The 24,892-nt window shown below is 39.3% G+C and carries 22 protein-coding genes and 1 riboswitch; of the genes, 14 read left to right on the forward strand and 8 right to left on the reverse strand.

Annotation, left to right across the window (positions count from 1 at the left end; translation table 11 throughout):
• Positions 1–103: 103 nt before the first annotated feature.
• Positions 104–2,185 (reverse strand): methionine--tRNA ligase, encoded by a 2,082-nt coding sequence (metG, locus tag P164_RS15620; protein WP_028377265.1) that lies wholly within the window; start codon positions 2,183–2,185, stop codon positions 104–106.
• Positions 2,186–2,291: 106 nt separating this feature from the next.
• On the opposite strand from metG, the gene P164_RS15625 reads away from it, so the two are divergent.
• The 4 genes from P164_RS15625 to P164_RS15640 are packed head-to-tail and all read left to right on the forward strand — an operon-like array spanning position 2,292 to position 4,538.
• Entirely contained in the window at positions 2,292–2,921 is a 630-nt protein-coding gene (locus tag P164_RS15625; protein WP_028377266.1) for a hypothetical protein, read from the forward strand.
• 6 nt (positions 2,922–2,927) lie between these two features.
• Positions 2,928–3,833 carry an LD-carboxypeptidase gene (locus P164_RS15630; RefSeq protein ID WP_028377267.1) on the forward strand — a complete coding sequence of 302 codons (906 nt, stop codon included), beginning with the start codon at positions 2,928–2,930 and terminating at the stop codon, positions 3,831–3,833.
• Between the two features lie 15 nt (positions 3,834–3,848).
• Positions 3,849–4,205: a YraN family protein gene (locus P164_RS15635; RefSeq protein ID WP_028377268.1), complete on the forward strand. Its 357-nt coding sequence runs from the start codon at positions 3,849–3,851 to the stop codon at positions 4,203–4,205.
• 9 nt (positions 4,206–4,214) lie between these two features.
• The gene (locus P164_RS15640; RefSeq protein ID WP_028377269.1) at positions 4,215–4,538 is read left to right on the forward strand and encodes an HNH endonuclease; all 324 of its coding nucleotides are present in this window, start codon (positions 4,215–4,217) and stop codon (positions 4,536–4,538) included.
• A gap of 62 nt (positions 4,539–4,600) precedes the next feature.
• Here the strand turns inward: P164_RS15640 and mfd are convergent, their stop codons facing one another.
• Positions 4,601–7,987: a transcription-repair coupling factor gene (gene mfd, locus P164_RS15645; protein WP_028377270.1), complete on the reverse strand. Its 3,387-nt coding sequence runs from the start codon at positions 7,985–7,987 to the stop codon at positions 4,601–4,603.
• A 188-nt stretch (positions 7,988–8,175) separates the two neighbouring features.
• Here mfd and P164_RS15650 point away from each other — a divergent pair, with 188 nt between their 5' ends.
• Positions 8,176–9,531 carry a dihydrolipoyl dehydrogenase family protein gene (locus P164_RS15650; protein ID WP_028377271.1) on the forward strand — a complete coding sequence of 452 codons (1,356 nt, stop codon included), beginning with the start codon at positions 8,176–8,178 and terminating at the stop codon, positions 9,529–9,531.
• Here P164_RS15650 and P164_RS15655 read toward each other — a convergent pair.
• From P164_RS15655 to P164_RS15665, 3 genes are all read right to left on the reverse strand, one after another.
• Positions 9,521–10,318, reverse strand: a complete 798-nt coding sequence (locus P164_RS15655; RefSeq protein WP_028377272.1) for a hypothetical protein — start codon at positions 10,316–10,318, stop codon at positions 9,521–9,523. The genes P164_RS15650 and P164_RS15655 overlap by 11 nt on opposite strands.
• 133 nt (positions 10,319–10,451) lie before the next feature.
• Positions 10,452–11,087 carry a ligase-associated DNA damage response endonuclease PdeM gene (gene pdeM / locus P164_RS15660; protein WP_028377273.1) on the reverse strand — a complete coding sequence of 212 codons (636 nt, stop codon included), beginning with the start codon at positions 11,085–11,087 and terminating at the stop codon, positions 10,452–10,454.
• A gap of 103 nt (positions 11,088–11,190) precedes the next feature.
• Complete coding sequence (locus tag P164_RS15665) at positions 11,191–11,595, reverse strand: VOC family protein (RefSeq protein WP_028377274.1); 405 nt, start codon at positions 11,593–11,595, stop codon at positions 11,191–11,193.
• 173 nt (positions 11,596–11,768) lie between these two features.
• A riboswitch (TPP riboswitch) is annotated at positions 11,769–11,866 on the forward strand.
• Between the two features lie 93 nt (positions 11,867–11,959).
• On the opposite strand from P164_RS15665, the gene thiS reads away from it, so the two are divergent.
• From thiS to moeB, 7 genes are read left to right on the forward strand one after another with little or no spacing between them, the layout of a single operon-like run.
• Positions 11,960–12,163: a sulfur carrier protein ThiS gene (gene thiS / locus P164_RS15670; protein ID WP_028377275.1), complete on the forward strand. Its 204-nt coding sequence runs from the start codon at positions 11,960–11,962 to the stop codon at positions 12,161–12,163.
• A 43-nt stretch (positions 12,164–12,206) separates the two neighbouring features.
• Complete coding sequence (gene thiC, locus P164_RS15675; RefSeq protein ID WP_028377276.1) at positions 12,207–14,063, forward strand: phosphomethylpyrimidine synthase ThiC; 1,857 nt, start codon at positions 12,207–12,209, stop codon at positions 14,061–14,063.
• Positions 14,064–14,073: 10 nt separating this feature from the next.
• Positions 14,074–14,673 carry a thiamine phosphate synthase gene (locus P164_RS15680; protein WP_028377277.1) on the forward strand — a complete coding sequence of 200 codons (600 nt, stop codon included), beginning with the start codon at positions 14,074–14,076 and terminating at the stop codon, positions 14,671–14,673.
• Positions 14,654–15,328, forward strand: a complete 675-nt coding sequence (locus tag P164_RS15685) for a thiamine phosphate synthase (RefSeq protein WP_035899919.1) — start codon at positions 14,654–14,656, stop codon at positions 15,326–15,328. The genes P164_RS15680 and P164_RS15685 overlap by 20 nt, the downstream gene beginning before the upstream one ends.
• 3 nt (positions 15,329–15,331) lie before the next feature.
• Positions 15,332–16,102, forward strand: coding sequence for a thiazole synthase (locus tag P164_RS15690; RefSeq protein ID WP_028377279.1), 771 nt, complete (start codon positions 15,332–15,334; stop codon positions 16,100–16,102).
• Entirely contained in the window at positions 16,095–17,204 is a 1,110-nt protein-coding gene (gene thiH, locus P164_RS15695) for a 2-iminoacetate synthase ThiH (RefSeq protein ID WP_028377280.1), read from the forward strand. The genes P164_RS15690 and thiH overlap by 8 nt, the downstream gene beginning before the upstream one ends.
• Positions 17,205–18,275 (forward strand): HesA/MoeB/ThiF family protein, encoded by a 1,071-nt coding sequence (moeB, locus tag P164_RS15700; RefSeq protein WP_028377281.1) that lies wholly within the window; start codon positions 17,205–17,207, stop codon positions 18,273–18,275. It begins immediately after the preceding gene.
• Here the strand turns inward: moeB and P164_RS15705 are convergent.
• The 3 genes from P164_RS15705 to P164_RS15715 are packed head-to-tail and all read right to left on the reverse strand — an operon-like array spanning position 18,272 to position 23,433.
• Complete coding sequence (locus P164_RS15705; protein ID WP_028377282.1) at positions 18,272–20,740, reverse strand: ligase-associated DNA damage response DEXH box helicase; 2,469 nt, start codon at positions 20,738–20,740, stop codon at positions 18,272–18,274. The two genes, moeB and P164_RS15705, sit on opposite strands and share 4 nt — an antisense overlap.
• A 6-nt stretch (positions 20,741–20,746) precedes the next feature.
• Positions 20,747–22,357, reverse strand: a complete 1,611-nt coding sequence (locus P164_RS15710) for an ATP-dependent DNA ligase (protein WP_028377283.1) — start codon at positions 22,355–22,357, stop codon at positions 20,747–20,749.
• 53 nt (positions 22,358–22,410) lie between these two features.
• The gene (locus P164_RS15715; protein ID WP_028377284.1) at positions 22,411–23,433 is read right to left on the reverse strand and encodes a ligase-associated DNA damage response exonuclease; all 1,023 of its coding nucleotides are present in this window, start codon (positions 23,431–23,433) and stop codon (positions 22,411–22,413) included.
• A gap of 386 nt (positions 23,434–23,819) precedes the next feature.
• Between P164_RS15715 and P164_RS15720 the strand changes: the two genes are divergently transcribed.
• On the forward strand, positions 23,820–24,245 hold the full coding sequence (locus tag P164_RS15720) for a TerB family tellurite resistance protein (RefSeq protein ID WP_028377285.1): 426 nt from the start codon (positions 23,820–23,822) through the stop codon (positions 24,243–24,245).
• A 152-nt stretch (positions 24,246–24,397) separates the two neighbouring features.
• A complete protein-coding gene (locus P164_RS15725) occupies positions 24,398–24,889 on the forward strand; it encodes a GNAT family N-acetyltransferase (RefSeq protein ID WP_028377286.1) in 492 nt (163 codons plus the stop codon).
• Positions 24,890–24,892 lie beyond the last annotated feature (3 nt).

Consider the following 24,892-nt stretch of genomic DNA (forward strand, 5'->3'; position numbering starts at 1 on the left):
ATGAAAAAGGGCAGACTTTATCGCAAGAAATGCGAAAAACACCACCCTTATTTTAGCAAAGCTGAAAAGCTCCCTTCTAAAGAAAGAGGGGAGATTATAATAGTTAACTAATCACCCCACCATTCTTTACACCGGCAGTATCTGGGTTCATAAACACGAGTTTGCCTTTTGCATCTTCGGTCATTAAAATCATTCCCTGGCTTTCTACACCACGCAATGCGCGAGGAGCAAGATTTACGAGAACAGTCACTTGTTTACCTATAATTTCCTCGGGAGTGAAACTCTCTGCAATACCTGAAACAATTGTACGCACATCAATACCGGTATCAACTTTAAGAACCAAAAGTTTCTTGGTTTTTGGCATTTTTTCCGCTTCAATAATGGTTCCCACACGCATGTCTAATTTGGTAAAATCATCAAATTCGATGGTGTCTTTTTGCGGAGTTACCGTTGCGTTTTCGGCTTGATTGCTCATTTTTGTGGCTTCTAGTTTATCTAATTGTTTTTGAATCTGCTCGTCTTCAATCTTACTAAAGAGCAATGCAGCAGCATTAATCGTATGACCTACAGGTAGTAAATCTATTTTTTCACCTAAACTTGACCAACTTAAAGGTTGAGGTAACGTCATTAGCGGATCGTTACTTTCCATATTAAGCATATCTTTTAAAGTTTTTGCGGTGTGGGGTAAAAAGGGTTCGCTTAAAACAGCAAGACTTGCTGCGATTTGTAACGCCACATACATCACGGTTTGCGTACGTTCTGCATCTGTTTTCACCGTTTTCCAGGGCTCTGCATCTGCAAGATATTTATTACCCAAACGTGCCACATTCATCAATTCATTTTGCGCTTCGCGGAAACGATAGCGTTCAATAGAACTGGCAATCACAGCAGGGTAAGCTTTCATTTCTGCTAAAACACGCTCGTCTTCTTCATTAAAAGCTGCCGGGTGCGGTATTACACCTTCATAATATTTACTCGTTAATACAACCACACGGTTGATGAAATTTCCAAAAATAGCAACCAGTTCATTGTTGTTTCTCGCTTGAAAATCATTCCACGTAAAATCATTATCTTTTGTTTCGGGAGCATTTGCAGTTAAGGTATAGCGCAACACATCTTGCTGGCCCGGAAAATCTTCAAGATATTCGTGTAACCACACCGCCCAGTTTTTTGAAGTAGAAAGTTTGTTTCCTTCCAGATTTAAAAACTCGTTTGCCGGTACATTATCTGGTAAAATATAACTGCCTTCTGCTTTAAGCATGGCAGGGAAAATAATACAATGGAATACGATGTTATCTTTCCCAATGAAGTGTACTAATTTGGTATCCTCTTTTTTCCAGTAATCTTCCCAATTTTTTCCTTCGCGTGCTGCCCATTCTTTTGTAGATGAGATATACCCTATAGGTGCATCAAACCATACATAAAGAACTTTGCCTTCTGCACCTTCAACCGGTACAGGAATCCCCCAGTCCAGATCGCGGGTCACTGCGCGAGGGCGTAAACCATCATCAATCCACGATTTACATTGCCCGTATACATTAGATTTCCAGTCTTTTTTATGGTCTTCAAGAATCCATTGTTTTAAGAAATCTTCATAACGCTCTAAAGGCAAAAACCAGTGTTTGGTTTCTTTCATCACCGGTTTTGCACCAGAGATGGTAGATTTTGGATTGATAAGATCTGTTGCGTTTAGAGAAGAACCGCAATTTTCACACTGATCTCCGTAGGCTTCTTCATTTCCACATTTAGGGCAGGTTCCTATAACAAAGCGATCTGCTAAATATTGGTTTGCTTCAGGGTCGTACAATTGTTCGGTTACTTCTTCAATAAAGTCGCCTTTCTCGTAGAGTTTTGTAAAAAATTCTGAAGCGGTATCGTGATGTACTTGTGCAGAAGTGCGGGAGTAATTATCAAATGAGATCCCAAAATCTGCAAAAGAGTCTTTGATTATTGTATTGTATTTATCAACCACTTCCTGAGGCGTAATTCCCTCTTTTTTAGCTTTAATACTTATTGCAACACCGTGCTCATCACTACCACATATAAAAGCAACATCTTTATCGATGCCTCTTAGGTAGCGCGCGTAAATATCTGCAGGTACATAAACTCCGGCTAAGTGACCTATATGTATAGGGCCGTTAGTATAGGGCAATGCTGCGGTAATTGTATATCTTTTGGGAGTCATAGTAAAAGTAAAATTTTCAGCCGCAAAGATACCATTTATGGGATTAATCAAAACCTGTGGTAGGAGTACATTTATTAAGTATGTATATTAGTCTTTTAGATACACTATGATCCTACGTTATTTAGTTTTAGCAGTTTTTACAATCTTTGTGTGTTGTAAAGAAAAACCAGATTCTGCACCTGCTTCCAATACTGTAACAGAAGAAAATGTTGCAGAGGAAACGGTATTTATTATTGAAGAAATCTACGGTTTTGCCCAGACAGGCACATTAGAAAATAAGTTTGCCGAAGACGATCTTTTGGAAACAAAAAACTGGATAGAAGAGGGCTCTATCGAAGTGGTTACGCTAAAAATATACCCAAACACGCCGAAAGAATTACTGGTACATTATACAGATATCAACAAGACTGCCGTTCACAGTATTGAAGCTTATGCCTATGACAGCCCCTGGAAATCAGAAACCGATATTTATATGGGGATGCCACTGGCAGAACTCGAGACGTTAAATAAGAAAGCAATTCGTTTTTCTGGCTACGAATGGGATTTTGCTGGTGCTGTAGATTTTCAACATGGAGCCCTGTCTAGCAAAACGCTCTTTGTTTATTTGGGTACTGACGGTGATGTGGCGATGCCCAAAGAATTTGTAGGCAGTGATGTCAAAATTACTGCGGAGCAGGCTAAAGATTATGATATTGAATTTAAAGTAACGGGACTACTATATCGTCCTAACAAATAACAGGTTATGTTAACTCCCCCATATTTAAAAAAAGGTGATAAAATAGGTATTGTTTGTACCGCTCGTAAGGTTGATGAAGAAGACTTACACAAAGGTATTTTACTGCTCGAATCTTATGGTTTAATCCCTGTGTTAGGTAAAACTATAGGAGCCGAAGATGATCAGTTTGGTGGTACAGATGCAGCCCGGGCTGCAGATTTGCAGACAATGCTTGATGATGAAGAAATCAAGGCAGTGTGGTGTGCCCGGGGAGGTTATGGTACAGTGCGCATTATAGATCAAATCAATTTTTACAAGTTTGTAAAATATCCTAAATGGGTGGTGGGCTATAGTGATATCACCGTGTTGCATTCGCAATTGCATATGATGGGTTTTGAAACCATTCACGGGGTTATGCCGGTGGGTATTGCACGTAACACAGTAGCAGCTAAACAAACTTTAGAGAAAGCGTGGTTTGGGAAAGCCTTAAATTATAGTGTAAAACCTGCTCCTCTAAACCGCTTGGGAACAGGAACTGGAGAGCTGGTAGGAGGTAATATTTCTATTTTGTACTCTTTATGTGGAAGCAATTCTTCGATTCATACAAAAAATAAAATCCTGTTTATAGAAGATCTTGATGAATACCTGTATCACGTAGATCGTATGATGGTTAATTTAAAACGTAATAATATGCTATGCGATCTAAAAGGTCTTGTGGTAGGTAGTTTAACTAAAATGCACGACAATTCAATTCCATTTGGAAAAACGGCAAAAGAGATTGTGTTAGATGCCGTTAAGGATTATGATTTTCCGGTATGTTTTAATTTTCCTGCGGGTCATTTAAAAGATAATCGCGCGCTAATATTAGGTAGAAATGTGTCGCTTGAAGTTACAGAAAAAGGTTCTAGACTTGCTTTTGACCACGTAGAATAAGTATTAAATCTCGCTATGAATCATAACGAATTAGGTAAATGGGGCGAGCAGTTTGCAGCAGAATATCTAGAAAAAAACGGTTTTGAAATTCTGGAGCGCAATTGGTTTTTCGCTAAAGCGGAAATTGATATCATAGCTACAAAAAACAACGAACTCATCATCATAGAGGTCAAAACGCGCAACTCAGATTTTTTTGGAGACCCTCAGGACTTTGTCAGTTCTTCAAAAATTAAATTACTCGTCAAAGCAGCTAATGAATATGTCATATCAAATGATCTGGATATCGAAACCCGTTTTGATATCATTGCTGTTCTTAAAAACAAGACTCAAGAAAAGCTAGAGCATTTTGAGAATGCATTTTATCATTTTTAAAACATAACTATGGCTAATCAGTGGGGTATTCCGGCAGATGTTGAGAAATTAGTTTTAAGCCGTGATAAAAAGTGTGTGTATTGCGGGGTTGATTTTCCAATAAACCATGTCTCAAGAAAGACTAAACCATCTTGGGAGCATATAATTAATGATATTCATCTTTCCTCAGCAGAAAATATTGCGCTATGTTGTATTTCTTGTAATGCGAGCAAAGGAGCTCATAAATTAGAAGAATGGCTTACTGGCAAATATTGTTTATCAAAAAGTATAAACGAGAATACTGTAGCAGAAGTAGTTCAAAATGTCATTAGAAAGAATATTTCTAAAACTTAAAAAGAGAAATCAAACTCGAATTAATCTTCCTCTTTTGAGGTTAGTCTTCTGCAGTTTTTAACCTATTCTGAAACTTGTTCTACTTTCTTCGGCATTAGTGGTTTTAAAACATCTATAGCCTTATCTACTGTAGAAATCCCTTGAGCAGTAAGTAATAAACGTAAACCTTTACTGGTTTTCTTCTCTTTTAAGGTCACGCGGTTAGAGTGCGTTTGTACATATTGAAGTACGCGGGAGAACGCAGCACTTTGGTAAAACTTAGATTGCTGGTCTGCAATAAAAAACCCAATAAGTTTTTTATTTTTCATTACTACTTTTTCAAGTCCGTAGTGCGTTGCAACCCATTTAATACGTACCGAGTTCAATAAGTCATCTGCTTGTTTGGGCAACTCACCAAAACGATCTATCAATCGAGTTTCAAAAGCTGCCAGTTCTTCTTCAGTTTTTAACCCGTTAAGTTCTGTATAGAGATTTAAACGCTCGGTTATATTATTGATGTAGTCATCAGGAAACATTAAGGAGAAATCAGAATCGATGACGGTATCTTTTACGTACTCTTTGTTAGTGTCGTCTGCATTGTCTTCAGCATATAGATCTGCAAACTCATTTTCTTTAAGTTCTTCTATAGCCTCGTTTAAGATTTTCTGATAGGTATCAAAACCTATCTCGTTCATAAAACCACTTTGTTCACCACCCAGAAGGTCACCGGCACCGCGTATCTCAAGGTCTTTCATCGCGATATTGATACCACTACCTAAACTTGAAAATTGCTCTAATGCCGTCATACGTTTACGCGCATCTTCGGTCATTGTAGAAAACGGAGGCGTAAGGAAATAGCAAAACGCTTTTTTATTGCTTCGGCCTACACGACCGCGCATTTGATGCAAGTCTGAAAGTCCAAAATTATTAGCATTATTGATGAATATCGTATTTGCGTTAGGTACATCAAGACCGCTTTCTACAATGGTGGTAGATACGAGTACATCAAACTCGCCATCCATAAACCTGAGCATAAGTTCTTCAAGTTTCTTTCCATCCATCTGGCCGTGACCTATGCCTACTTTAGCATCGGGTACAAGCCGCTGAATTAAACCGGCAATTTCTTTAATATTTTCAATGCGGTTATGAATGAAGAACACCTGTCCGCCGCGTTGTATTTCATACGATACAGCATCTCGTATGGTATCTTCGGTAAAACGCGCGATATGGGTTTCAATGGGGTAACGGTTAGGCGGTGCTGTGGTGATGGTACTTAAGTCACGAGCCGCCATTAAACTAAACTGTAGCGTACGCGGTATAGGCGTTGCCGTCAAGGTAAGCGTATCTACATTTTCTTTTATCGTCTTAAGCTTATCTTTTACTGCTACACCAAATTTTTGCTCCTCATCTACAATGAGCAAGCCCAAATCTTTAAATTTTACATTTTTACTGGTAAGCTGGTGTGTGCCTATAATGATATCAACTCTACCATTTGCAAGACGCTCTAAGGTTTCTCGTTTTTCTTTCGCTGTGCGAAAACGGTTTAAATAATCTACAGTAACCGGTAAATCTTTAAGACGCTCGCTAAAGGTTTTATGATGCTGAAAAGCAAGAATTGTTGTGGGTACTAAAACCGCCACTTGTTTCCCATTATCTACTGCTTTAAAGGCCGCACGTATGGCAACTTCAGTTTTACCAAAACCTACATCACCACAAACCAAACGATCCATAGGTCGGGAGCTTTCCATATCTGCTTTTACCGCTTCGGTGGCGCTACTTTGATCTGGAGTATCTTCGTAAATAAAGCTCGCTTCTAACTCGTTTTGCAAATAGGTGTCAGGACCAAAGGCAAAGCCTTTTTCAAGACGACGTTTGGCGTATAGTTTAATCAGGTTAAAAGCAATTTCTTTAACCCGTGTTTTTGTTTTCTGTTTAAGTTTTTTCCAGGCGGCACTACCTAGCTTGTAAATTTGAGGCGGTTTGCCGTCTTTGCCATTGTATTTAGTGACTTTATGAAGCGAATGAATACTCAGGTAGAGCACATCGCGTTCGCCATAAATTAATTTGATGGCTTCCTGCATTTTGCCTTCCACTTCAATCTTCTGAAGTCCGCCAAATTTACCAATCCCGTGATCTATGTGTGTGATGTAATCACCTACCTGCAGACTGGTTAAATCTTTAAGCGTGATCGCCTGTTTTTTTGCGTAACCGTCTTTAAGCTTAAACTTGTGATAGCGCTCAAAAATCTGGTGATCTGTATAACAGACTATTTTAAAATCCTCATCAATAAAACCCCGGTAAAGCGGTAAAATAATGGTGTCATATTGCTTCACGTCTAACTTGGCATCATCAAAGATATCTTTAAAACGCTTTGCTTGTTGCTCACTACTGCAGCAAATATAATTGGTGTATCCCGCTTCGTTGTTTTCATTTAAATTTTGAATAAGCAAATCAAATTGCTTATTAAATGCCGGTTGCGGGTGTTGGCTAAAAGTTATTTGATTTGCAGATTCCTGCTCCGGTAAATCAGTTCCTATTTTTACCAGGGTAAAATCAAGTAACTGTCTTCGAATGGTTTTTGAATCGCAAAATAAAGCTTCAGGCGCTGTACGTTTGATCTCACTTTCAAGTTTATCATAGGCTTCCTGAGCCTTTTCAAAATTAGTATCAATACGAGCTGAAAGTTGTTCTAAGTCTTGTACAAAAACAACGGTCTGTTCTGAAATATATTTGAAAAAACTATCGCGTGATTCCTGTAAAGCTTTATTTTCAACATTAGGCATCAGACTTATCTTTTCAATCTTTTTTACCGAAAGTTGCGTCTCTACATCAAAAGTACGTATGCTGTCAACCTCATCGCCAAAAAACTCAATACGATACGGCTCATCGTGTGAAAAGGAGAAGACATCAATAATCCCCCCGCGCACCGAAAATTCGCCGGGTTCTGTAACAAAATCTACTCGCCTAAATTTATATTCAAAAAGCATTTCGTTTACAAAATCAAGCGACAGCTTATCATTCAGTTTTACCTTTAAGGTACTTTTGTCGAGTTCTTTACGGGTTACTACTTTTTCAAAAAGCGCATCAGTATAAGTGACAATAAGGGCCGGTTTTTTACGACTGTTGATGCGGTTTAAAACTTCGGCTCTAAGTAACACATTAGCATTATCGGTCTCTTCTATTTGATACGGTCTGCGGTAGCTGCCGGGATAGAAAAGTACATTGCTTTCTTTTACTAATTGCTCTAAATCATTGAGCACATAAGCCGCTTCTTCCTTGTCATTTAAGATGATAAGAAAGGGTTTATCTGCAGTTTTAAAACTTTCTGCAATTAAAATGGAAAGCGACGAACCTATAAGGCCGTTCAATGTAATTCGAGATGAATTTTTTTCGCTACTAGAAATAGCGTCTTGCAGTTTTTGCATTTGCAAAGACTGTAAAAAAGGCTGCGTGATCTTGGTTTTACCCATAAGCCGACAAAGATAGTATCTTCTTGTTTTTTATCATTAATCCGCAGGCGTATTTAATATTATTGTAACATAGCTTAAATCTATTTATATATTTAAAACAGTGCTTTGGCAAAAGCCTAACAGGTATTTACAATTTCAATAACAAGATAGCCTTGCGGCAAACAGTATCTTTATAAAAAACTAGATTTATGGCAATTGAGCACTTTGATGTATTTGTAATTGGGACCGGTAACGCAGGAAAGCATGTAGCTTATGATGCTGTTGAAGCCGGATTAAAAGTTGCCATTGCAGATAATAGAGAGTTTGGCGGTACGTGTGCAAACCGAGGATGTGATCCTAAAAAAGTTTTAGTAGGAATCACCGAAGTCTTAGAGCGTAGTCGTGACTTAAGCGGTAAAGGAATCGATGATTTGCCTAAAGTAAATTGGGGAGACTTAATGAAATTTAAAGAGACCTTTACCAGTGCGGTACCCTTTACAACAGAGCGAAAACTGAAAGATGCAGGAATCAAATTATACCACCAGTCGCCGAAATTTATTGATGCGCAAACCCTTTCTGTGGAAGGTAAAACGGTGACAGCAGATAAAATTGTAATTGCGACGGGAAACATACCACTTGAGTTAAAAATACCGGGAAGAGAATATGCGCATATAAGTGATGACTTTTTAGAGCTCAAAGAATTGCCCGAAAGCATGATTTTTATAGGTGCAGGATATATTGGGATGGAGTTTGCGCATATTGCTGCACGTTGCGGGGTAGACGTAACTATCGTAGATGTGAATGACGGTATTCTTTCTAATTTTGATAGCCAGCTGGCAAAATATCTTCAGGAGAATTCTGAGCAAATAGGAATTAAGTTTGTTTTTAATGCACGAGCCACCGCTATAGAAAAACTTCGGAAGAACTACCGGGTTACTTTAGATCAGGGAGATGAGTCTTTTGAATTAAAAGCTGAAATGATCTTTAATACTGCAGGTCGTGCGCCGGCAATAGCAGACTTAGAGCTTGAAAATGGAAACGTAGCGTTCAGTAAAAAAGGGATTGAGGTCAATGAATATTTGCAAAGCACAACAAATGTAAATGTTTATGCTTGTGGAGATGTTTCAGATACAAGCACATTAGCACTAACCCCTATAGCGCATCAAGAAGCACGAGTTGTAGCTAAGAATATAGTTAAAGGAGAAAATTACTTGAAACTAGATGTGCCGCCTACGCCTTCTGTCGTATTTACACAACCACAACTGGCAACTGTAGGTTTTAATGAAAAAGAAGCTAAGGAACAGGGTTATGATATTGTCGTACGGGAAGAAAATGTGCCTACATGGTACAACTCAAAACGAATGAATCAAAATTGCTATGCCTTTAAAACAATTGTGGATAAAGAAACAGGTTATATTTTAGGAGCACATCTGTTAAGTTGGGATGCCGCAGAAACCATAAATATGTTCGTTATGGCAATGTGCGGCAAACTAGATGTAAATACCTTAAAAGGGATGGTTTTTACTTATCCCAGCTGGTCTAATGATATTAAATCTATGATTTAAACCGCTCTTTAAGTTTATTAATAGGGTTTGTTTCCCGATTGCGATAGCCGTGCAATCCTGAAGAAATTACGAGTAATAAAGTTCCTAATAATGCAAAATAGGCAACACTTTCCAGGCTGTCTTTATGTCTTATGAATATGGCAAAAAGCGCCCATGCGCCTACCAGTGCAAATTCGCGCATATTGCGCAGGTTAATCATAAGCAGATTTATAAACACAGCAATAGTAATTAATGTCATCGTAGCAATAATCTGGGTTAACTGGCTTCCGGCTAGATCTAATTTAACTAAAAATGCTGAAATATTTGCAATGACTGCAACCGCTACCCAACCGCTGTAAATACAAATAGGCCACCATACAAATGCTATAATTTCTATAGGAGCATCCCAGCGTTCCATATTTGTTTTTAAAACAATTTTAAGCAGACAAAAAAGCATCCCGATTATTATAAATACGGAAAGCCAGACGTATTCATACGTAAAAGCAACCACCCACAATGCATTAAGTACATTTACACTCGTAAACCAGTAACCTGTTTGCTCGATATGCGGAGTATCTTTTTTACTGAAAAAGGCGCGTCTAATGCCAAATACTGCGTACGCCAAAAGACCCAAAAAAATAACACCCCAGATTGAAAAAGCGTAACCCGCAGGCGTAAACAGATTGTCATAACGATTACTTACTTCGCCAATAGTAGTATTGTTCCAGCGTTGTGCTTGTGATAAGCCATTAACGGTAATAACCAGAAGTACCGAAAGTAAATTGAGTATAGCGAGTTTCTTTTTCATAGATTTCGATTTGTATAAAAATCAAATTAGTATTCTAAGTGTCTCAAAATTTTTAGGTATTTAAACTATTCAGCTTTGATAATAAGTTGAAAGATTCAAAAATAGTATCATTCCATTGCGTTAGACCAGCTTTCTATTGAACTTGTATTACCTCTTTTTTTGTTACGGCAAAAACAGCATCTCCAGGTTTTGGCTCCAGATAATAGTTTCCGGTAAATGTACCGAAAGCCGGTAAGATCAATTGATTTTCAGTCTTAAAGAAACATGAAAGTTTTAATACCTGACGGCCTATTCCGCCCAGACGAATTCCCGGATGTATATGTCCACAAAAATTGAAAAAGCCTTCAGTTTCCTCCGGGTGATGCGTAAGTAAAAACGCCCCGGTTCTAATTTCAGAATATATGGGAACTCCCAGTTTTTCGTATTTAAGCGGAGCAATGATATCGTGATTCCCCGCCACTAAAATGATATTTTCTTCTCGGGAGGCAACCCAGTCTTCAAATAAATTCCATTCGGTATTTAAGCTGCTGTGAAACAAATCGCCCAGAAAGCAAATGCCTTTAGGTTTAAAAGAATCTGCAATGCGTGAAAGTTGTATAAAATTTTCGGCTACAGCCTTGTAAGGCACAGCGCTTCCGTGTTTTCTAAAATGGGAAACTTTTCCCAGATGTACATCTGCAATAAGAAGCGTCTCCTGTTCTACCCAATAAATACCACCTGCAGGATGTAAAACAAAGGTATTATCGAGTATGGTAATAGTTTGATTCATAGCGCTGCAAATTTCAGTCTTTTTAGCCACTTCTTAAACGCAGACGCATAAAAAATGCCGAAGCAGTACTTCGGCATTTTAAAAATTTATAATAATGATATTATTACATATCGTAATTAAGCATCCAGTTTACACCATACTTATCGCGAACACGAGCGTAATAGGCATTCCAGCTGGTTTCTTGTGGTTTTGCAAGACTTTGACCTTCTGCAGATAATTTATTAAATAATTCGCTTACTTCATCTTTACTCTCAAGATCAACGCCCAGTTGCACTTGATTGCCGTGCTGTAAGGGTGTATCTGGAGAAGCATCATATGCCATTAAATGAATTCCTTTTCCTTTGAGCTCTGCATGCTGTAGTTTATCTCTATAACTTCCCGGAATATCAATGTCTTTCCCTTCGTAAGTTTCTTTGTTAATGATATCTCCACCAAAACAGTCTTTATAAAAATTTAAAGCTTCTTGACACTCACCTCTAAAGGTTAAATATGGTTTTACTGTTTTCATAATTTTTGATTTTTTAGTTATTCTAAAATTACAAAGCGAGGCGTGTATTTATGGGCTCTTTCGTGTTATTTTGTTCTTAATCAAAGGCTAAATAATGTTAAGTAGGATAATGCCTTTTTAAAATTTTCAAATTATAAGTGCAGTAGGTCTCCAATTTATGTATAGCTTTACGTTGTAAACTTTAGGGGCGCTGATAGCAATATCGGCTGAGATAGTACCCTTTGAACCTGATCTGGTTAGTACCAGCGAAGGGAAAAGTGAAAACTTTCCACAATAGATAGGATCTTTTATAAAGATTCCATGCAAACGGGTTGTTGCTTTTTGGCGTATGCCACCTTCAGTTTACAGTTTAAAACTATTTTAAATGATCACTGTAAACGTCAACAATCAATCACATTCTTTCGCTAAAGAGCCTTCGCTTTCAGAACTTTTAATTCATCTCGACATCGTGCAAAAAGGCATCGCTGTGGCTGTTAATAACGCCATTGTTACCCAAACTGCATGGAATGAATTTATGCTGAAAGATGGTGCTCTGGTACTTATCGTTAAAGCCACGCAAGGCGGATAGAATTATTGATTTGTGACACGTATAATTCTTAAAACTATCCGTTATGAAGACCGAAAAAATTCCGAAGCAACAAACCATTAGCCGCGCACCTTTTCCTAATTCAGAAAAAGTGTACGTAAGCGGCAGCCTGTACCCAGACCTTAAAGTGCCTATGCGCCAGATTTCTCTGGCAGATACGATAGATAAATTTAATGGTAAGGTTGAAAAAAACGCGCCGGTTTTGGTGTATGATACCAGCGGCCCATTTACCGATCCTAATATTGAGATTGATGTTAAAAAAGGACTTGATCCCGTACGTAAACAATGGATTTTAGACCGAAATGACACCGTACAATTATCAGGGCTTTCTTCGGCTTACGGTCGTAAACAGGAAGAAAATGCCGCGCTCGATCATTTGCGCTTTGTACGCAATACAAATCCATTAAAGGCTGAAGCAGGCAAAAATGTTACTCAGATGCATTATGCGCGTCAGGGAATCATTACTCCTGAAATGGAGTATATCGCAATTCGCGAAAATCAAAAACTAGCCGAAATACAACACATTACTCCACAGCATCCCGGCAACAGTTATGGGGCGAGTATTCCAAAAGTGATTACTCCAGAATTTGTGCGTGATGAGGTGGCTCGTGGAAGAGCAATAATCCCGGCAAACATCAATCACCCGGAAGCAGAGCCTATGATTATAGGGCGTAATTTTTTAGTAAAAATAAATGCCAATATCGGTAATTCTGCAGTAAGTTCTTCCATTGAAGAAGAGGTAGAAAAAGCGGTATGGGCGTGCCGTTGGGGAGCAGACACCATAATGGATCTTTCTACAGGAAAAAATATTCATGAAACTCGAGAGTGGATTTTACGCAACTCTCCGGTGCCCATAGGTACAGTTCCTATTTATCAGGCTTTAGAAAAAGTAAATGGCAAAGCCGAAGATTTAACCTGGGAGATTTTTAGAGACACGCTTATCGAGCAGGCAGAGCAGGGAGTAGATTATTTTACGATTCACGCCGGTGTACGCCTTAAGTATGTGCCACATACAGCAAAACGCCTTACCGGAATTGTTTCTCGGGGAGGTTCTATAATGGCAAAATGGTGTCTCTCGCATCATAAAGAGAGCTTCTTATATGAGCATTTTGAAGATATCTGTGAGATTATGAAAGCCTATGACGTATCGTTCTCTTTAGGAGATGGTTTGCGTCCCGGAAGTATTGCAGATGCTAATGATTATGCACAGTTTGCCGAGTTAGAAACTTTAGGCGAACTCACAAAAATTGCATGGAAACACGATGTACAATGTATCATAGAAGGTCCTGGCCACATCCCCATGCATATGATAAAAGAAAATATGGATAAGCAACTCGAAGTGTGTGGGGAAGCTCCGTTTTACACTTTGGGACCCTTAACTACAGATATTGCTCCAGGCTATGATCACATCACCAGTGGTATAGGTGCTGCAATGATAGGCTGGTACGGCTGTGCAATGTTGTGTTATGTGACCCCTAAAGAGCACCTGGGGTTGCCTAACAAAGAAGATGTAAAAACCGGTGTGATAACTTATAAAATTGCGGCGCACGCAGCAGACCTCGCAAAAGGGCATCCCGGAGCGCAACACAGAGACGATGCGATGAGTAAAGCGCGATTTGAATTTAGATGGGAAGATCAATTTAATTTAGCACTCGATCCTGATACGGCTCGTGAATTTCACGACGAGACCTTACCTTCTGAAAATGCTAAAGTGGCTCACTTTTGTTCTATGTGCGGTCCTAATTTTTGTTCGATGAAAATTAGTCAGGATGTGCGCAATTACGCTAAAGAAAATGGTTTAGAGACCGAAGAAGCACTCGAGAAAGGAATGAAGGAAAAGTCTGAAGAGTTTAAAAAACACGGAAGCGAAGTGTATCTGTAAATCATTAAAGATGCTAATTGTTATTACTGCTGAAGCGTTTATTACTTCTGAAATAACCCAAATCAAACAACTTATTGATTTGGGTTTAAAAACAGTTCACATTCGCAAACCACAGGCTTCTTATGCTGAATTGAAAAGTTGGTTGCAGCAGTTTGAGCCTCATTATTTAGCGACCATGATGCTACATCAGCATCATAAACTAGCTGAGGAATTTTGCTGTAAGGGAATGCATTTTAAAGAAATGCAGCGCAATACAGAGTCAGAAGCTTTTAGATATGAATTAGAAAAACTTAAGAAGAAAGGGTTTCAGGTGAGTACCTCTTTTCACGAGATAAACAAACTCAATAGTTATGCAGCACTTTTTGATTACTGTTTTTTAAGTCCGGTTTTTACTTCGATTTCAAAAACAGGATATGAAGGGAAACACTTTGAAGTGCATAATATTCCACAAAAAATAATCGCTTTGGGCGGAATCACTTCAGAAAAAATTGCAGAAGTACACCAACGCGGATTTAGCGGAGCTGCCGTTTTGGGAGCAATCTGGCTTTCTGAAAATCCCGTAGAAGCTTTTATTAAAATAAAAAATGAGTATGAACACATTTATAGATAAAACCCGTGTAAATAAGGAAATTTCTCATTTGCACTATATTTCTCAGGGAGCAGACGGCAAAGCCCATTTAGAACATATAGATCAGGTTTTAAAGGCAGGTTGCAACTGGGTACAGCTGCGAATGAAAAATACAGCTTATGAAGAAGTTCTTGATACTGCGCATAAAGCGAAAAAATTATGCGATGAATTCAATGCAAAACTCATTATAAATGATAATGTGAGTATTGTACAAGAGGTAGATGCAGCTGGTGTTCATTTGGGGCAACAGGATATGTCAACCGCAGAAGCGCGAAAGATTTTAGGCGAGTCTAAAATAATTGGTGGTACTGCAAATACACTAGAGCAGTGTTTAGATCACCTAAAAAATAGAGTCGACTATATTGGTTTAGGGCCGTTACGATTTACTTCTACTAAAGAAAAGCTGAGTCCGGTTTTAAGGATAGAAGGGTATTCAAGCGTGCTTCAGAAGTATTTAAAAAATCAAAATACAGTACCTATTATCGCTATTGGCGGAATTACCATAGAAGATTTTGAGGCATTAAAAAGCTGCGGAATACACGGTGTTGCGGTTTCAGGATTACTTACTCAATCACAGAACCTTGAAGAGCCTATTAATCAGGTTTTCCGTTTATGGCGAAAAAATAAAATATTTTAAAAAATGGAAAAATTAAGAATAGCAGATAAAACCTTCAATTCAAGACTGTTTACAGGAACCGGAAAATTCAGTAGTTCGCAATTGATGCGCGATGCGATTTTAGCTTCAGAAAGTGAGTTGGTGACCGTTGCTTTAAAACGCGTAGAAGCAGGAAATACTGAGGATGATATGATAAGCAGTCTTGCTCATGAAACCCTGCATCTTCTTCCCAATACCTCTGGAGTACGCACCGCAAAAGAAGCGGTGTTTGCAGCACAGATGGCTCGGGAAGCTTTACAAACAAACTGGGTTAAAGTGGAGATTCATCCAGATCCTAAATACATGTTGCCCGATGCAATTGAAACATTAAAAGCTTGTGAAGAGCTGGTAAAATTAGGTTTTGTAGTGATGCCCTATATTCAGGCAGATCCGGTGTTGTGCAAGCGTCTTGAAGAAGTAGGTGCGCAATGTGTGATGCCGTTGGGTTCGCCTATAGGCAGTAACAACGGACTTAAAACGCGGGATTTTTTAGAAATCATTATAGCGCAAAGCAATGTGCCGGTTATCATAGATGCGGGGATTGGCAGACCGTCTCACGCAGCAGATGCTATGGAGCTGGGTGCCGATGCCGTTTTAGTAAATACAGCAATTGCTGTTTCTCCAGATCCTGTGAGGATAGCAAGAGCGTTTAAAATGGCTGTCGAAGCCGGTAGAATGGCATATACGGCACGATTTGCACCGCAAGCTACACACGCACAGGCAAGCAGCCCACTAACTCAATTTCTGTATGACTAATTTTAAAGAGCACTTAAACGCACACTCTTGGGGTGCCGTTTTAGAATCTATTTTTTCTAAAACAGAACGGGATGTGGAGTTGGCGCTGGCCAGTGCTACACCCAACCTAGAGGACTTTAAAGCTTTGATTTCGCCTGCGGCAAAACCCTTTTTAGAGCACATGGCGGCAAAAAGCAAGGCGATTACGCAGAAACGGTTTGGTAATACGATGCAAATGTATGCGCCTTTGTATTTAAGTAATGAGTGTCAGAATATTTGTACCTATTGCGGTTTTAGTCTTACTAACAAGATTCCCAGAAAAACGCTGACTGATGCTGAAATTCTTAAGGAAGCTCAGTTTTTAAAAGATAAAGGCTTTCAGCATATTTTATTAGTTACCGGTGAAGCAAATCAGACGGTAGGCGTGGGGTATATTGCTAATGCGATACGCATATTAAAACCACATTTCGCAAACATTTCTATAGAAATACAGCCGTTAGATCAGGATGAGTACGAGCTTTTAATTAAAGAAGGTTTGTATGCCACATTAGTATATCAGGAAACGTATCACGAGGCAACCTATAAAATTCACCATCCCAAAGGAAAAAAATCAAACTTTGATTACCGGTTAGAAACACCAGATAGGTTAGGAAAAGCCGGAATTCATAAAATAGGAATCGGCGCATTATTTGGACTTGAAGATTGGCGGGCAGATAGTTTTTTTACAGCCTTACATCTCAAATATTTGCAAAAAACCTATTGGAAAACGAAGTATTCTATTTCGTTTCCCAGATTGCGTCCTTTTAGTGGAGGTCTCGAACCTAAAGTAGCAATGACAGATCCAGATTTGCTGCAGTTAATTTGTGCCTATCGTATTCTTGATGAAGATGTAGAGCTTTCAATTTCTACACGCGAACAGCAAAAGTTTAGAGATCATATTGTGCATTTAGGAATCACTTCGATGAGTGCGGAGTCAAAAACAAATCCCGGCGGTTATGTGGTAGAACCGCAGTCATTAGAGCAGTTTGAAATTTCAGATGAGCGCAGCACCGAAACTATTGCTCAAATGTTACGCGATAGTGGTCGTGAACCGGTATGGAAAGATTGGGATCAAAACTGGTAAATGATGTTAACTACTAAAGATAAAAAGCGGTATTCCAGACATATTCTACTTGATGAGGTGGGAGAATTAGGGCAGCAAAAACTTAAAAATGCTAACGTGCTTGTAATTGGCTGCGGCGGTTTAGGCTGTCCTGTTTTACAGTATTTAGCTGCTGCCGGAATAGGGCAATTAGGGATTATAGATGATGATCGCGTTGATGTTAGTAATCTGCAACGACAGATTTTATTTACGGAAAATCACGTTGGAACATTAAAGGTTGAAGCTGCAAAAGAGGTGTTAGCCGGGCTGAATTCACAATTAAAAATTGAGACTTACCCCACACGCTTATCTGCGGAAAATGCACTCGATTTGTTTGATAAATACGATGTTATTGTTGAAGGCAGCGATAGTTTCAGTACAAAATACCTGGCGAATGATGCTGCGTTACTAACCAATAAGCCACTGGTCTTTGGATCTATTTTTAAGTTTGAAGGGCAGGTTTCTGTGTTCAATTACAAAAACGGCCCTACGTACCGCTGCCTGTACCCCGAGCCGGTTTCAGAAGCAGAAATGCCTACCTGTAGCGAAGTGGGTGTACTGGGAATTCTACCCGGAATTATAGGAATTTTTCAGGCAAATGAAGTGCTTAAGATTATTTTAGATTTGGGGAATGTGCTTTCTGGGAAACTTCTCATTTACAATAGTCTTGAAGCCTCTCAAATACTGCTTCCGTTTACAAAAAATGAAGCTATCAAAATCACAGGACTTATTGAGCTGGATTTGAGTTGCACGATACCTTCAATTCCTGAAATAGATTATTCTGCATACGCGGAAGCTAAAGAAATCTATTTTTTAGTAGATGTGCGGGAGCAGGAAGAACGGGAACATTTCAATTTAGGTGGTTTGCACATTCCTTTAAATAAACTGTTGGCAAATCCTCAAGTACTCGCAGCGCAAGATAATCTCGTATTGTATTGTGCTTCGGGAAAACGCAGTGCTAGTGCGGTAAAAGCACTTATAGAATATTTTCCGCTTAAAAAAATAGTCAGTTTAAAAGGAGGAGTTTCAGCTGTTATTTTTACCGAAAACTAAATCTTATCTAGATACCTCAGCATATTCTTAATGCGATCCTCGAGTTTTTCACTACTCAGTTTTTCGCGTAGGCGATCTGTAATAATAGGGAAGGAGAACGGCGTTGCTTTCTGGCATTCTTTTACAATTATTTCTTGTTTTTCGATGCGCTCTAAGGCAATACGCAAGCGGCCTTCTTCAAGTTGGTGCTCAAATGTCTCACGATACGCCTGCTGAAACAACAAATTTTCGGGCTCATAATCCCGAAACACTTCAAACAACAACTGACTGTTGCTTTGCAGGTGTTTGTTTTTGACTATTTTTCCCGGAAAACCGGTAAAAACCATTCCACTAATTACCGCAATATCTCTAAATTTCCTGCGTGCCATTTCGGTGCTGTTTAAGCTTTTTTGCAGGTCTTCAAATAAAAATTCTGAAGTAAAAAGATCATTATCAAGCACCTGTTGCATATCTATTTTTTGGTCTGATAAAATCTCAAAACCATAATCATTAAAGGCAATGCTAAAGGTTATAGGCGAAAGTAAACTAATGCGATATGCTAGTAAACTGCCTAAAGCCTCGTGTACAAATCGTCCCTCAAAAGGGTAAAATATATGGTGATAGCCCTCTCTACTTTTAAAGGTTTCTATGAGAAATTCATCATTTGTAGGTACGATAGATTCTAAACGCTGACGTTCAAAAATCTCTTTTAAGGCCTGCAGTTCGCGGGTTTGTTGTGCAAAGGGTAAGTTTGCAGAGTAGAGCTCTTCGCGCAGCAGTTCGCTCATTTGAGCAGATAGTGTAAGTCTGCCTCCCATCCAACTTACCACGCGGGCTTGTTTTTTAGTTTTTGCCTTTTTGACTAAAACCTGCATTCCTTTTATGCGATAAAGTTCGAGGTTTTTACCAGCAAACGTAAATACATCACCCGGTGATAATTTTGAGATAAACCACTCTTCAACACTACCTATAAAACCACCTTTGAGATATTTTACCTGCAGTACGGCATCGCTCACGATAGTTCCTATTTGTAGGCGGTGGCGCATGGCAACGGCTTTACTGTTTACTTTAAATTTCCCGTCGTCTTCAATTTCAATTTTTTTGTATTCGTCATAGGCTTGTAAAGACTGACTTCCTTTAGTTATAAAATTGAGAATCCAGCGCCATTGATCTTCGGTCATTGCCTGAAAACAGAAGGTCTGTTTAATTTCTTTCCAGATATCTGCTGGGTAAAATCCATCAGAAACCGCCAAAGTCGTCAAATACTGAATCAATACATCAAAACTTAATAAGTATGGAATGCGATCTTCTACCACCTGATTAATAGCTGCTTTCCCCAATGCCGAAGCTTCGATTAACTCAATCGCATGTGTAGGTAAAAAATAGATGACGCTTTCTTTCCCCGGCTGGTGACCACTGCGCCCTGCACGTTGTAAAAAGCGGGCAACACCTTTTGGCCCGCCTATTTGGATGATGCTTTCTACAGGAGCAAAATCAACACCCAGATCAAGGCTAGAAGTACAAATCACCGCTTTTAGACTCTCATTACGAATGGCTTGTTCAACCCATAATCGGGTTTCTTTATTTATACTTCCGTGATGCATTGCGAGTTCGCCCGCATATTCAGGATGTTTATGCATCAACTTCTGAAACCACAATTCGCATTGCGCTCGGGTATTTGTAAACAGTAAAGTTGTTTTGCTGTTATTGATTATAGGCACAACTTCTTCAACCAGATGTAAACCCATGTGACCGCGCCACGGAAACTTTTCCATAGTCTCAGGAATAATACTTTCTACTTTATACGATTTCCCAAGATTTGCTTTTATCAATACTGAATTTTCAAAAGGCTCAGAGTCGGTTCCTAAAAGCACTTCGCGTGCCTGGTTGAGATTTCCTATAGTTGCTGAAATTCCCCAAATACGCAGTTTTGGAGCAATTGTCTTAAGTCTTGATAATCCCAACTCTACTTGAACGCCTCGTTTGCTGCCTAAAAGTTCGTGCCACTCATCAATTACAATTGCTGTACAGTCTTTAAAAACCTTGTCGTAGCCCTTAGAAGTTAGTAAAAGCTGTAAGCTTTCTGGAGTAGTGATGAGCAAATCTGGCATTTTACGTTTTTGTTTTGCACGTTCGGCTTGAGGCGTGTCTCCTGTGCGTATGCCTATAGTTAGTTGGGTTTCTAAACCATTAGAAAATCGTTGCGCCGCCTGTGCAATTTCTACTGAAAGCGCCCGCAGTGGTGTAATCCATATTGCTTTTAATCCCGGCTTGTGTTTAGTTTTATAATCAGGATTATTTTTAATGTAGTCTAAAACAAACCCGACCCACAAGGCATAGGTTTTTCCGCTTCCTGTTGGCGCATTTAATAAACCATTTTTACCCGCCAAAAATGCATCCCAACTTTCTTCCTGAAAGGGAAATGGTTTCCAGCCCTGAGATTTAAACCAGGATTTTGCGAGTGTATGTAGTTGTTTAGTTGTCATAGCAGATTATTCACCTTTTTCAGGCTTCGGAATCAATTGCTTGAGGTCTTCTAAGGTATTGGCATCATCAATTTTTTTGTCTTTACGCCAGCGCAGCATACGCGGGAAACGGGTGGCGACGCCGCTTTTGTGACGTTTAGATAGCGCGATGCCTTCAAAGGCGATCTCAAAAACATGATGTGGTGTGACACTGCGCACGGGACCAAAACGTTCTAACGTATTTTTCTTAATCCAAGCATCCAAACTGCGAAACTCGGCATCTGTTAATCCGGAGTAGGCTTTGGCAAAAGTGACGAGTTCTTCTTTATTGTCATCCCAAAGTCCAAAGGTGTAATCGGTAAACAGATTGCTGCGGCGGCCGTGACCGCGCATCGCATAGGTGAGCACCGCATCAATAGTGAGCGGGTCAACCTTCCATTTCCACCAGTCGCCTTTTTTACGACCTACCAGATACGGCGAATCTTTCCGTTTGAGCATCAAGCCTTCAGACATCACTTCGCGGCTGCGCTCCCGTTCTACTGCTGCCTCTTCCCAATTTGAAAACTCGATGGTTTCTGAAAGATGTAATGGTAATTCTTCAGTTTTAACTTCGGCATATAGTTTTTCTAAAAGTTTACGCCTTTCGGCGAAAGCCATTTCACGTATGTCTTTGCCATCCCACTCCAGAATATCGTAGGCTTTAAGAATTACAGGAGTTTTTTTGAGTTGGGCTTTGGTAATATTTTTACGACCGATTCGGGTTTGTAAATCATTAAATGTGCCTATTGTGTTTTTTTTATAAGGGAGAATTTCGCCGTCTAGTACGGTTCCGTTAGGTAATGCTGAAACAAAAGCTTCAAACTCAGGATATTTATCGGTAACCAGTTCTTCTCCGCGACTCCATACAAACAATTCTTCATTACGAATAATTACCTGAGATCGTATACCGTCCCATTTATGTTCTGCGTACCAATTATTTACATCACCTAAATCTTCTGGTTTGTCTTCAATAGCATAGGCGAGATAAAAGGGATAAGGTTTGCTGAGGTAATCTGCTGCGTTTTCTTCTAAAATAAGTTCTTGAAAACTAATTTTTTTAGGATCCCAATTCCCCATCAGTTTGTAAGCCAAAACATCAATGTCTATACCTGTAGCTTTTGCCAGTGCACGCGTCATTAACTTCTGACTAACGCCAATTCGAAAACTTCCGGTAATGAGTTTAGTAAATACAAAGCGCTCGTAGTAGTTGAGGTTTGTCCAGTTTTCATGAAGATATTCTCTTTTTTCTTCGTCGGTTTTTTTCTTAAGGGCAATCATTTCTTCAAGAAACTGCGTCAGGCTTTTTTCGGTACTATCTTCAGAGGCGGGAATCACCAGTGCAATAGTTTCTGCGAGATCACCTACGATATGGTAACTCTCTTCAAACAACCATAAGGGAATATTGGCGAGTTCCGTCGCCCAGGTACGCAATAACGTTGTGTTTACCGGTCGTGGTGGACGACGGTGTGAAAGAATAGCAATCGTCCACACCTTATCTTTAGGGGAAGCTTCCTGAAAATATTGGGTAAGTGCATCTACCTTAACATTAGTTTTGTTAGTGCTGTCTATTTTCTTAATGAGTTGTGCAAATGCCTTCATATCGCTGTACCTCATCCCCAGCCCTTCTCAACAGAGAAAAGGGAGGGGAGCAGTTAATTTTCTTCAGATTCTTCTTTTTTATTTTCTTCTCCGAGTTCGCCTTCGTATTGTGTAGCTTCGGTACGTGCATCATAACCTTGTTCCAGTAAAAAGCGCGTAAAAATATCGGTATAACCGTGGGTGCTGATGATCTTTTCTGCTCCAGTGGCTTTTACACTTTCTAGTAAACCTTGCCAATCGCAATGGTCGCTAAGTACGAAACCTTTATCTATGGCTCTTCTTCGACGCGCTCCGCGAAAAGTCATCCAACCACTCGCAGATGCGGTAACGTAGGGAACCATCTTACGTATCCACGTACTGCCGTGTGCGCTGGGCGGCGCAACCACAATATTACCTATAAAATCTTCTTTTTTGGTCTCTCGGGTTACACGTGTGGTTACCGGCATTGGGGTAAGCGGGCGTATGACTTCGGTCATGTTTTCTATTGCCCCGTGGGTGTATATTTTACCAATATCTGTGTCCAGGTAGCGCAACAAGCGCTGTGCTTTACCCAATGAATATCCAAATATTATAGAGGTCTTACCTTCGGCTTTATTTTCTGCCCACCAATTGTTAATATCCGTAAATACTTCAGCTTGCGGGCGCCATTTAAATGCCGGAAGTCCAAAGGTGCTTTCGGTAATAAATGTGTGGCATTTTACCGGCTCATAAGGTACCGCAATGCCATCATCTTCAGTTTTGTAATCGCCGGTAAATACCCAGACTTCACCTTTGTGTTCTACTCGTATCTGCGAGCTGCCAATAATATGTCCCGCAGGATGCAGACTAAATTTTACATTGTTAATCACAAAGGTTTCTCCCCATTCTTTACCGGTCACATTAATTGCTCCCAGCCGGTGCTGAATAATAGGGACATTAGTATGATGCGTAATGTATGCTTTATGACCGTAGCGACTGTGGTCTGCGTGACCATGGGATATAATGGCTTTGTCTACCGGTTTCCAGGGGTCGAGATAGACCTTAGCGGCTGCACAGTAAATACCTTTGTCGTTAAATTGTAAGAGTGGCTCTGCGATGATTTCTAGCTTTTTTATTTAAAGTTACAATGCAGTCTGTAAAGCCTTTGTGGGATTAAGAAAATATTAGCGTCAACAGGTAATTATTGTTGATGGTTATCAAATTATTTAAATTGTAAGTGATCCAACAGGATTTTTAAAATAGAAATAAAATGTATATCAGAAAAGAGAATTGGAAAGTAGGAAAAAGAAATTTGAATATTCAAGGTAAACTATAATTGCTAAACTTACCGCTGAGATAGGGATAGCAGCAAGCTACCGTGTAGCGCGTATAGCCCGGTGCATTTCTAGCTTTTTTAAGCTAAAAATGCAATCTCTCAAATAATTACTTTTATGTTTTAATACGATTACATATTAATTATCTTTGGGCTCTTAAAAATACAACCATGTCTTTTACAGATTTATTTGATAGCGGAGAACACAGACGCAACCTGGGTCATTTTGCAGCAATTGCAAATATGGCGACTGTTGATGGTGAACTTAACGCGGAAGAAACTAAGCTTTTAAAGCGTTTTGCAGTTAAACTTGATATTGACGAGAGTGAATATGTTGATATCGTTGAAAATGCACGTAAATACCCAATTAATCCTCCTAACACTTCAGAAAAACGTTTAGAGCGTTTACACGATTTGTTTAAAATGATTTTTATCGACCACGAGATTGATGATCACGAGCGTTTTTTAATTGAAAAATATGCGATAGGTCTTGGTTTTAGTGCAGAAAAATCAAAAAGTTTAATAGAGCGATCTATTGAGATTTTTCAAGGTGGTGTAGATTTTGAAGATTATATCTACCTTCTAAATAAGAAGTAAGATCAGGTTATAAATATATATATCAAACCCGGTACAACCTGTTGTAGCGGGTTTTTTTATTAAGGAACTCTCAAGAATCTATTTAAAGGTATGGGTTCTCGTGATTTTGTTCTTTTTTTTTAAATGTATCTTTAACTAGAAAATCCCATTTTATGAATGCACACATACGTATAGCAGAATCTAACGACATGGCTCAGGTTTTACGCTTAATCAAAGAGCTTGCTGTTTATGAAAAAGAACCTGATGCCGTTGAGGTAACTGTAGATGATCTTATTTCTTATGGAACAGGAGATGATGCTGATTTCACCTGTTTTATTGCAGAGCGAGAGGGTGAAATTCTGGGTATAGCACTGGTTTATTTTAGGTTTTCTACCTGGAAAGGCCGTACCGTGCATCTAGAAGATCTTATCGTACGCCAGCAATACCGCGGCGAGGGTATAGGAATGGCATTATATACCGAAGTGATTAAATATACTTACAAGCTGGGTTTAAAACGTGTGGAATGGGTCGTGCTAGACTGGAATACTTCTGCAGTTGATTTTTATGAAGCTTCTGGAGCAAATGTGATGCGGGAGTGGAATACAGTACAAATGGATATTGAGGCTATGAAGAAATTTCTGTCTACTAAAGGAATGCTCGATTAACAG

The organism is Leeuwenhoekiella sp. MAR_2009_132 (genome assembly GCF_000687915.1).
GTDB lineage: Bacteria > Bacteroidota > Bacteroidia > Flavobacteriales > Flavobacteriaceae > Leeuwenhoekiella.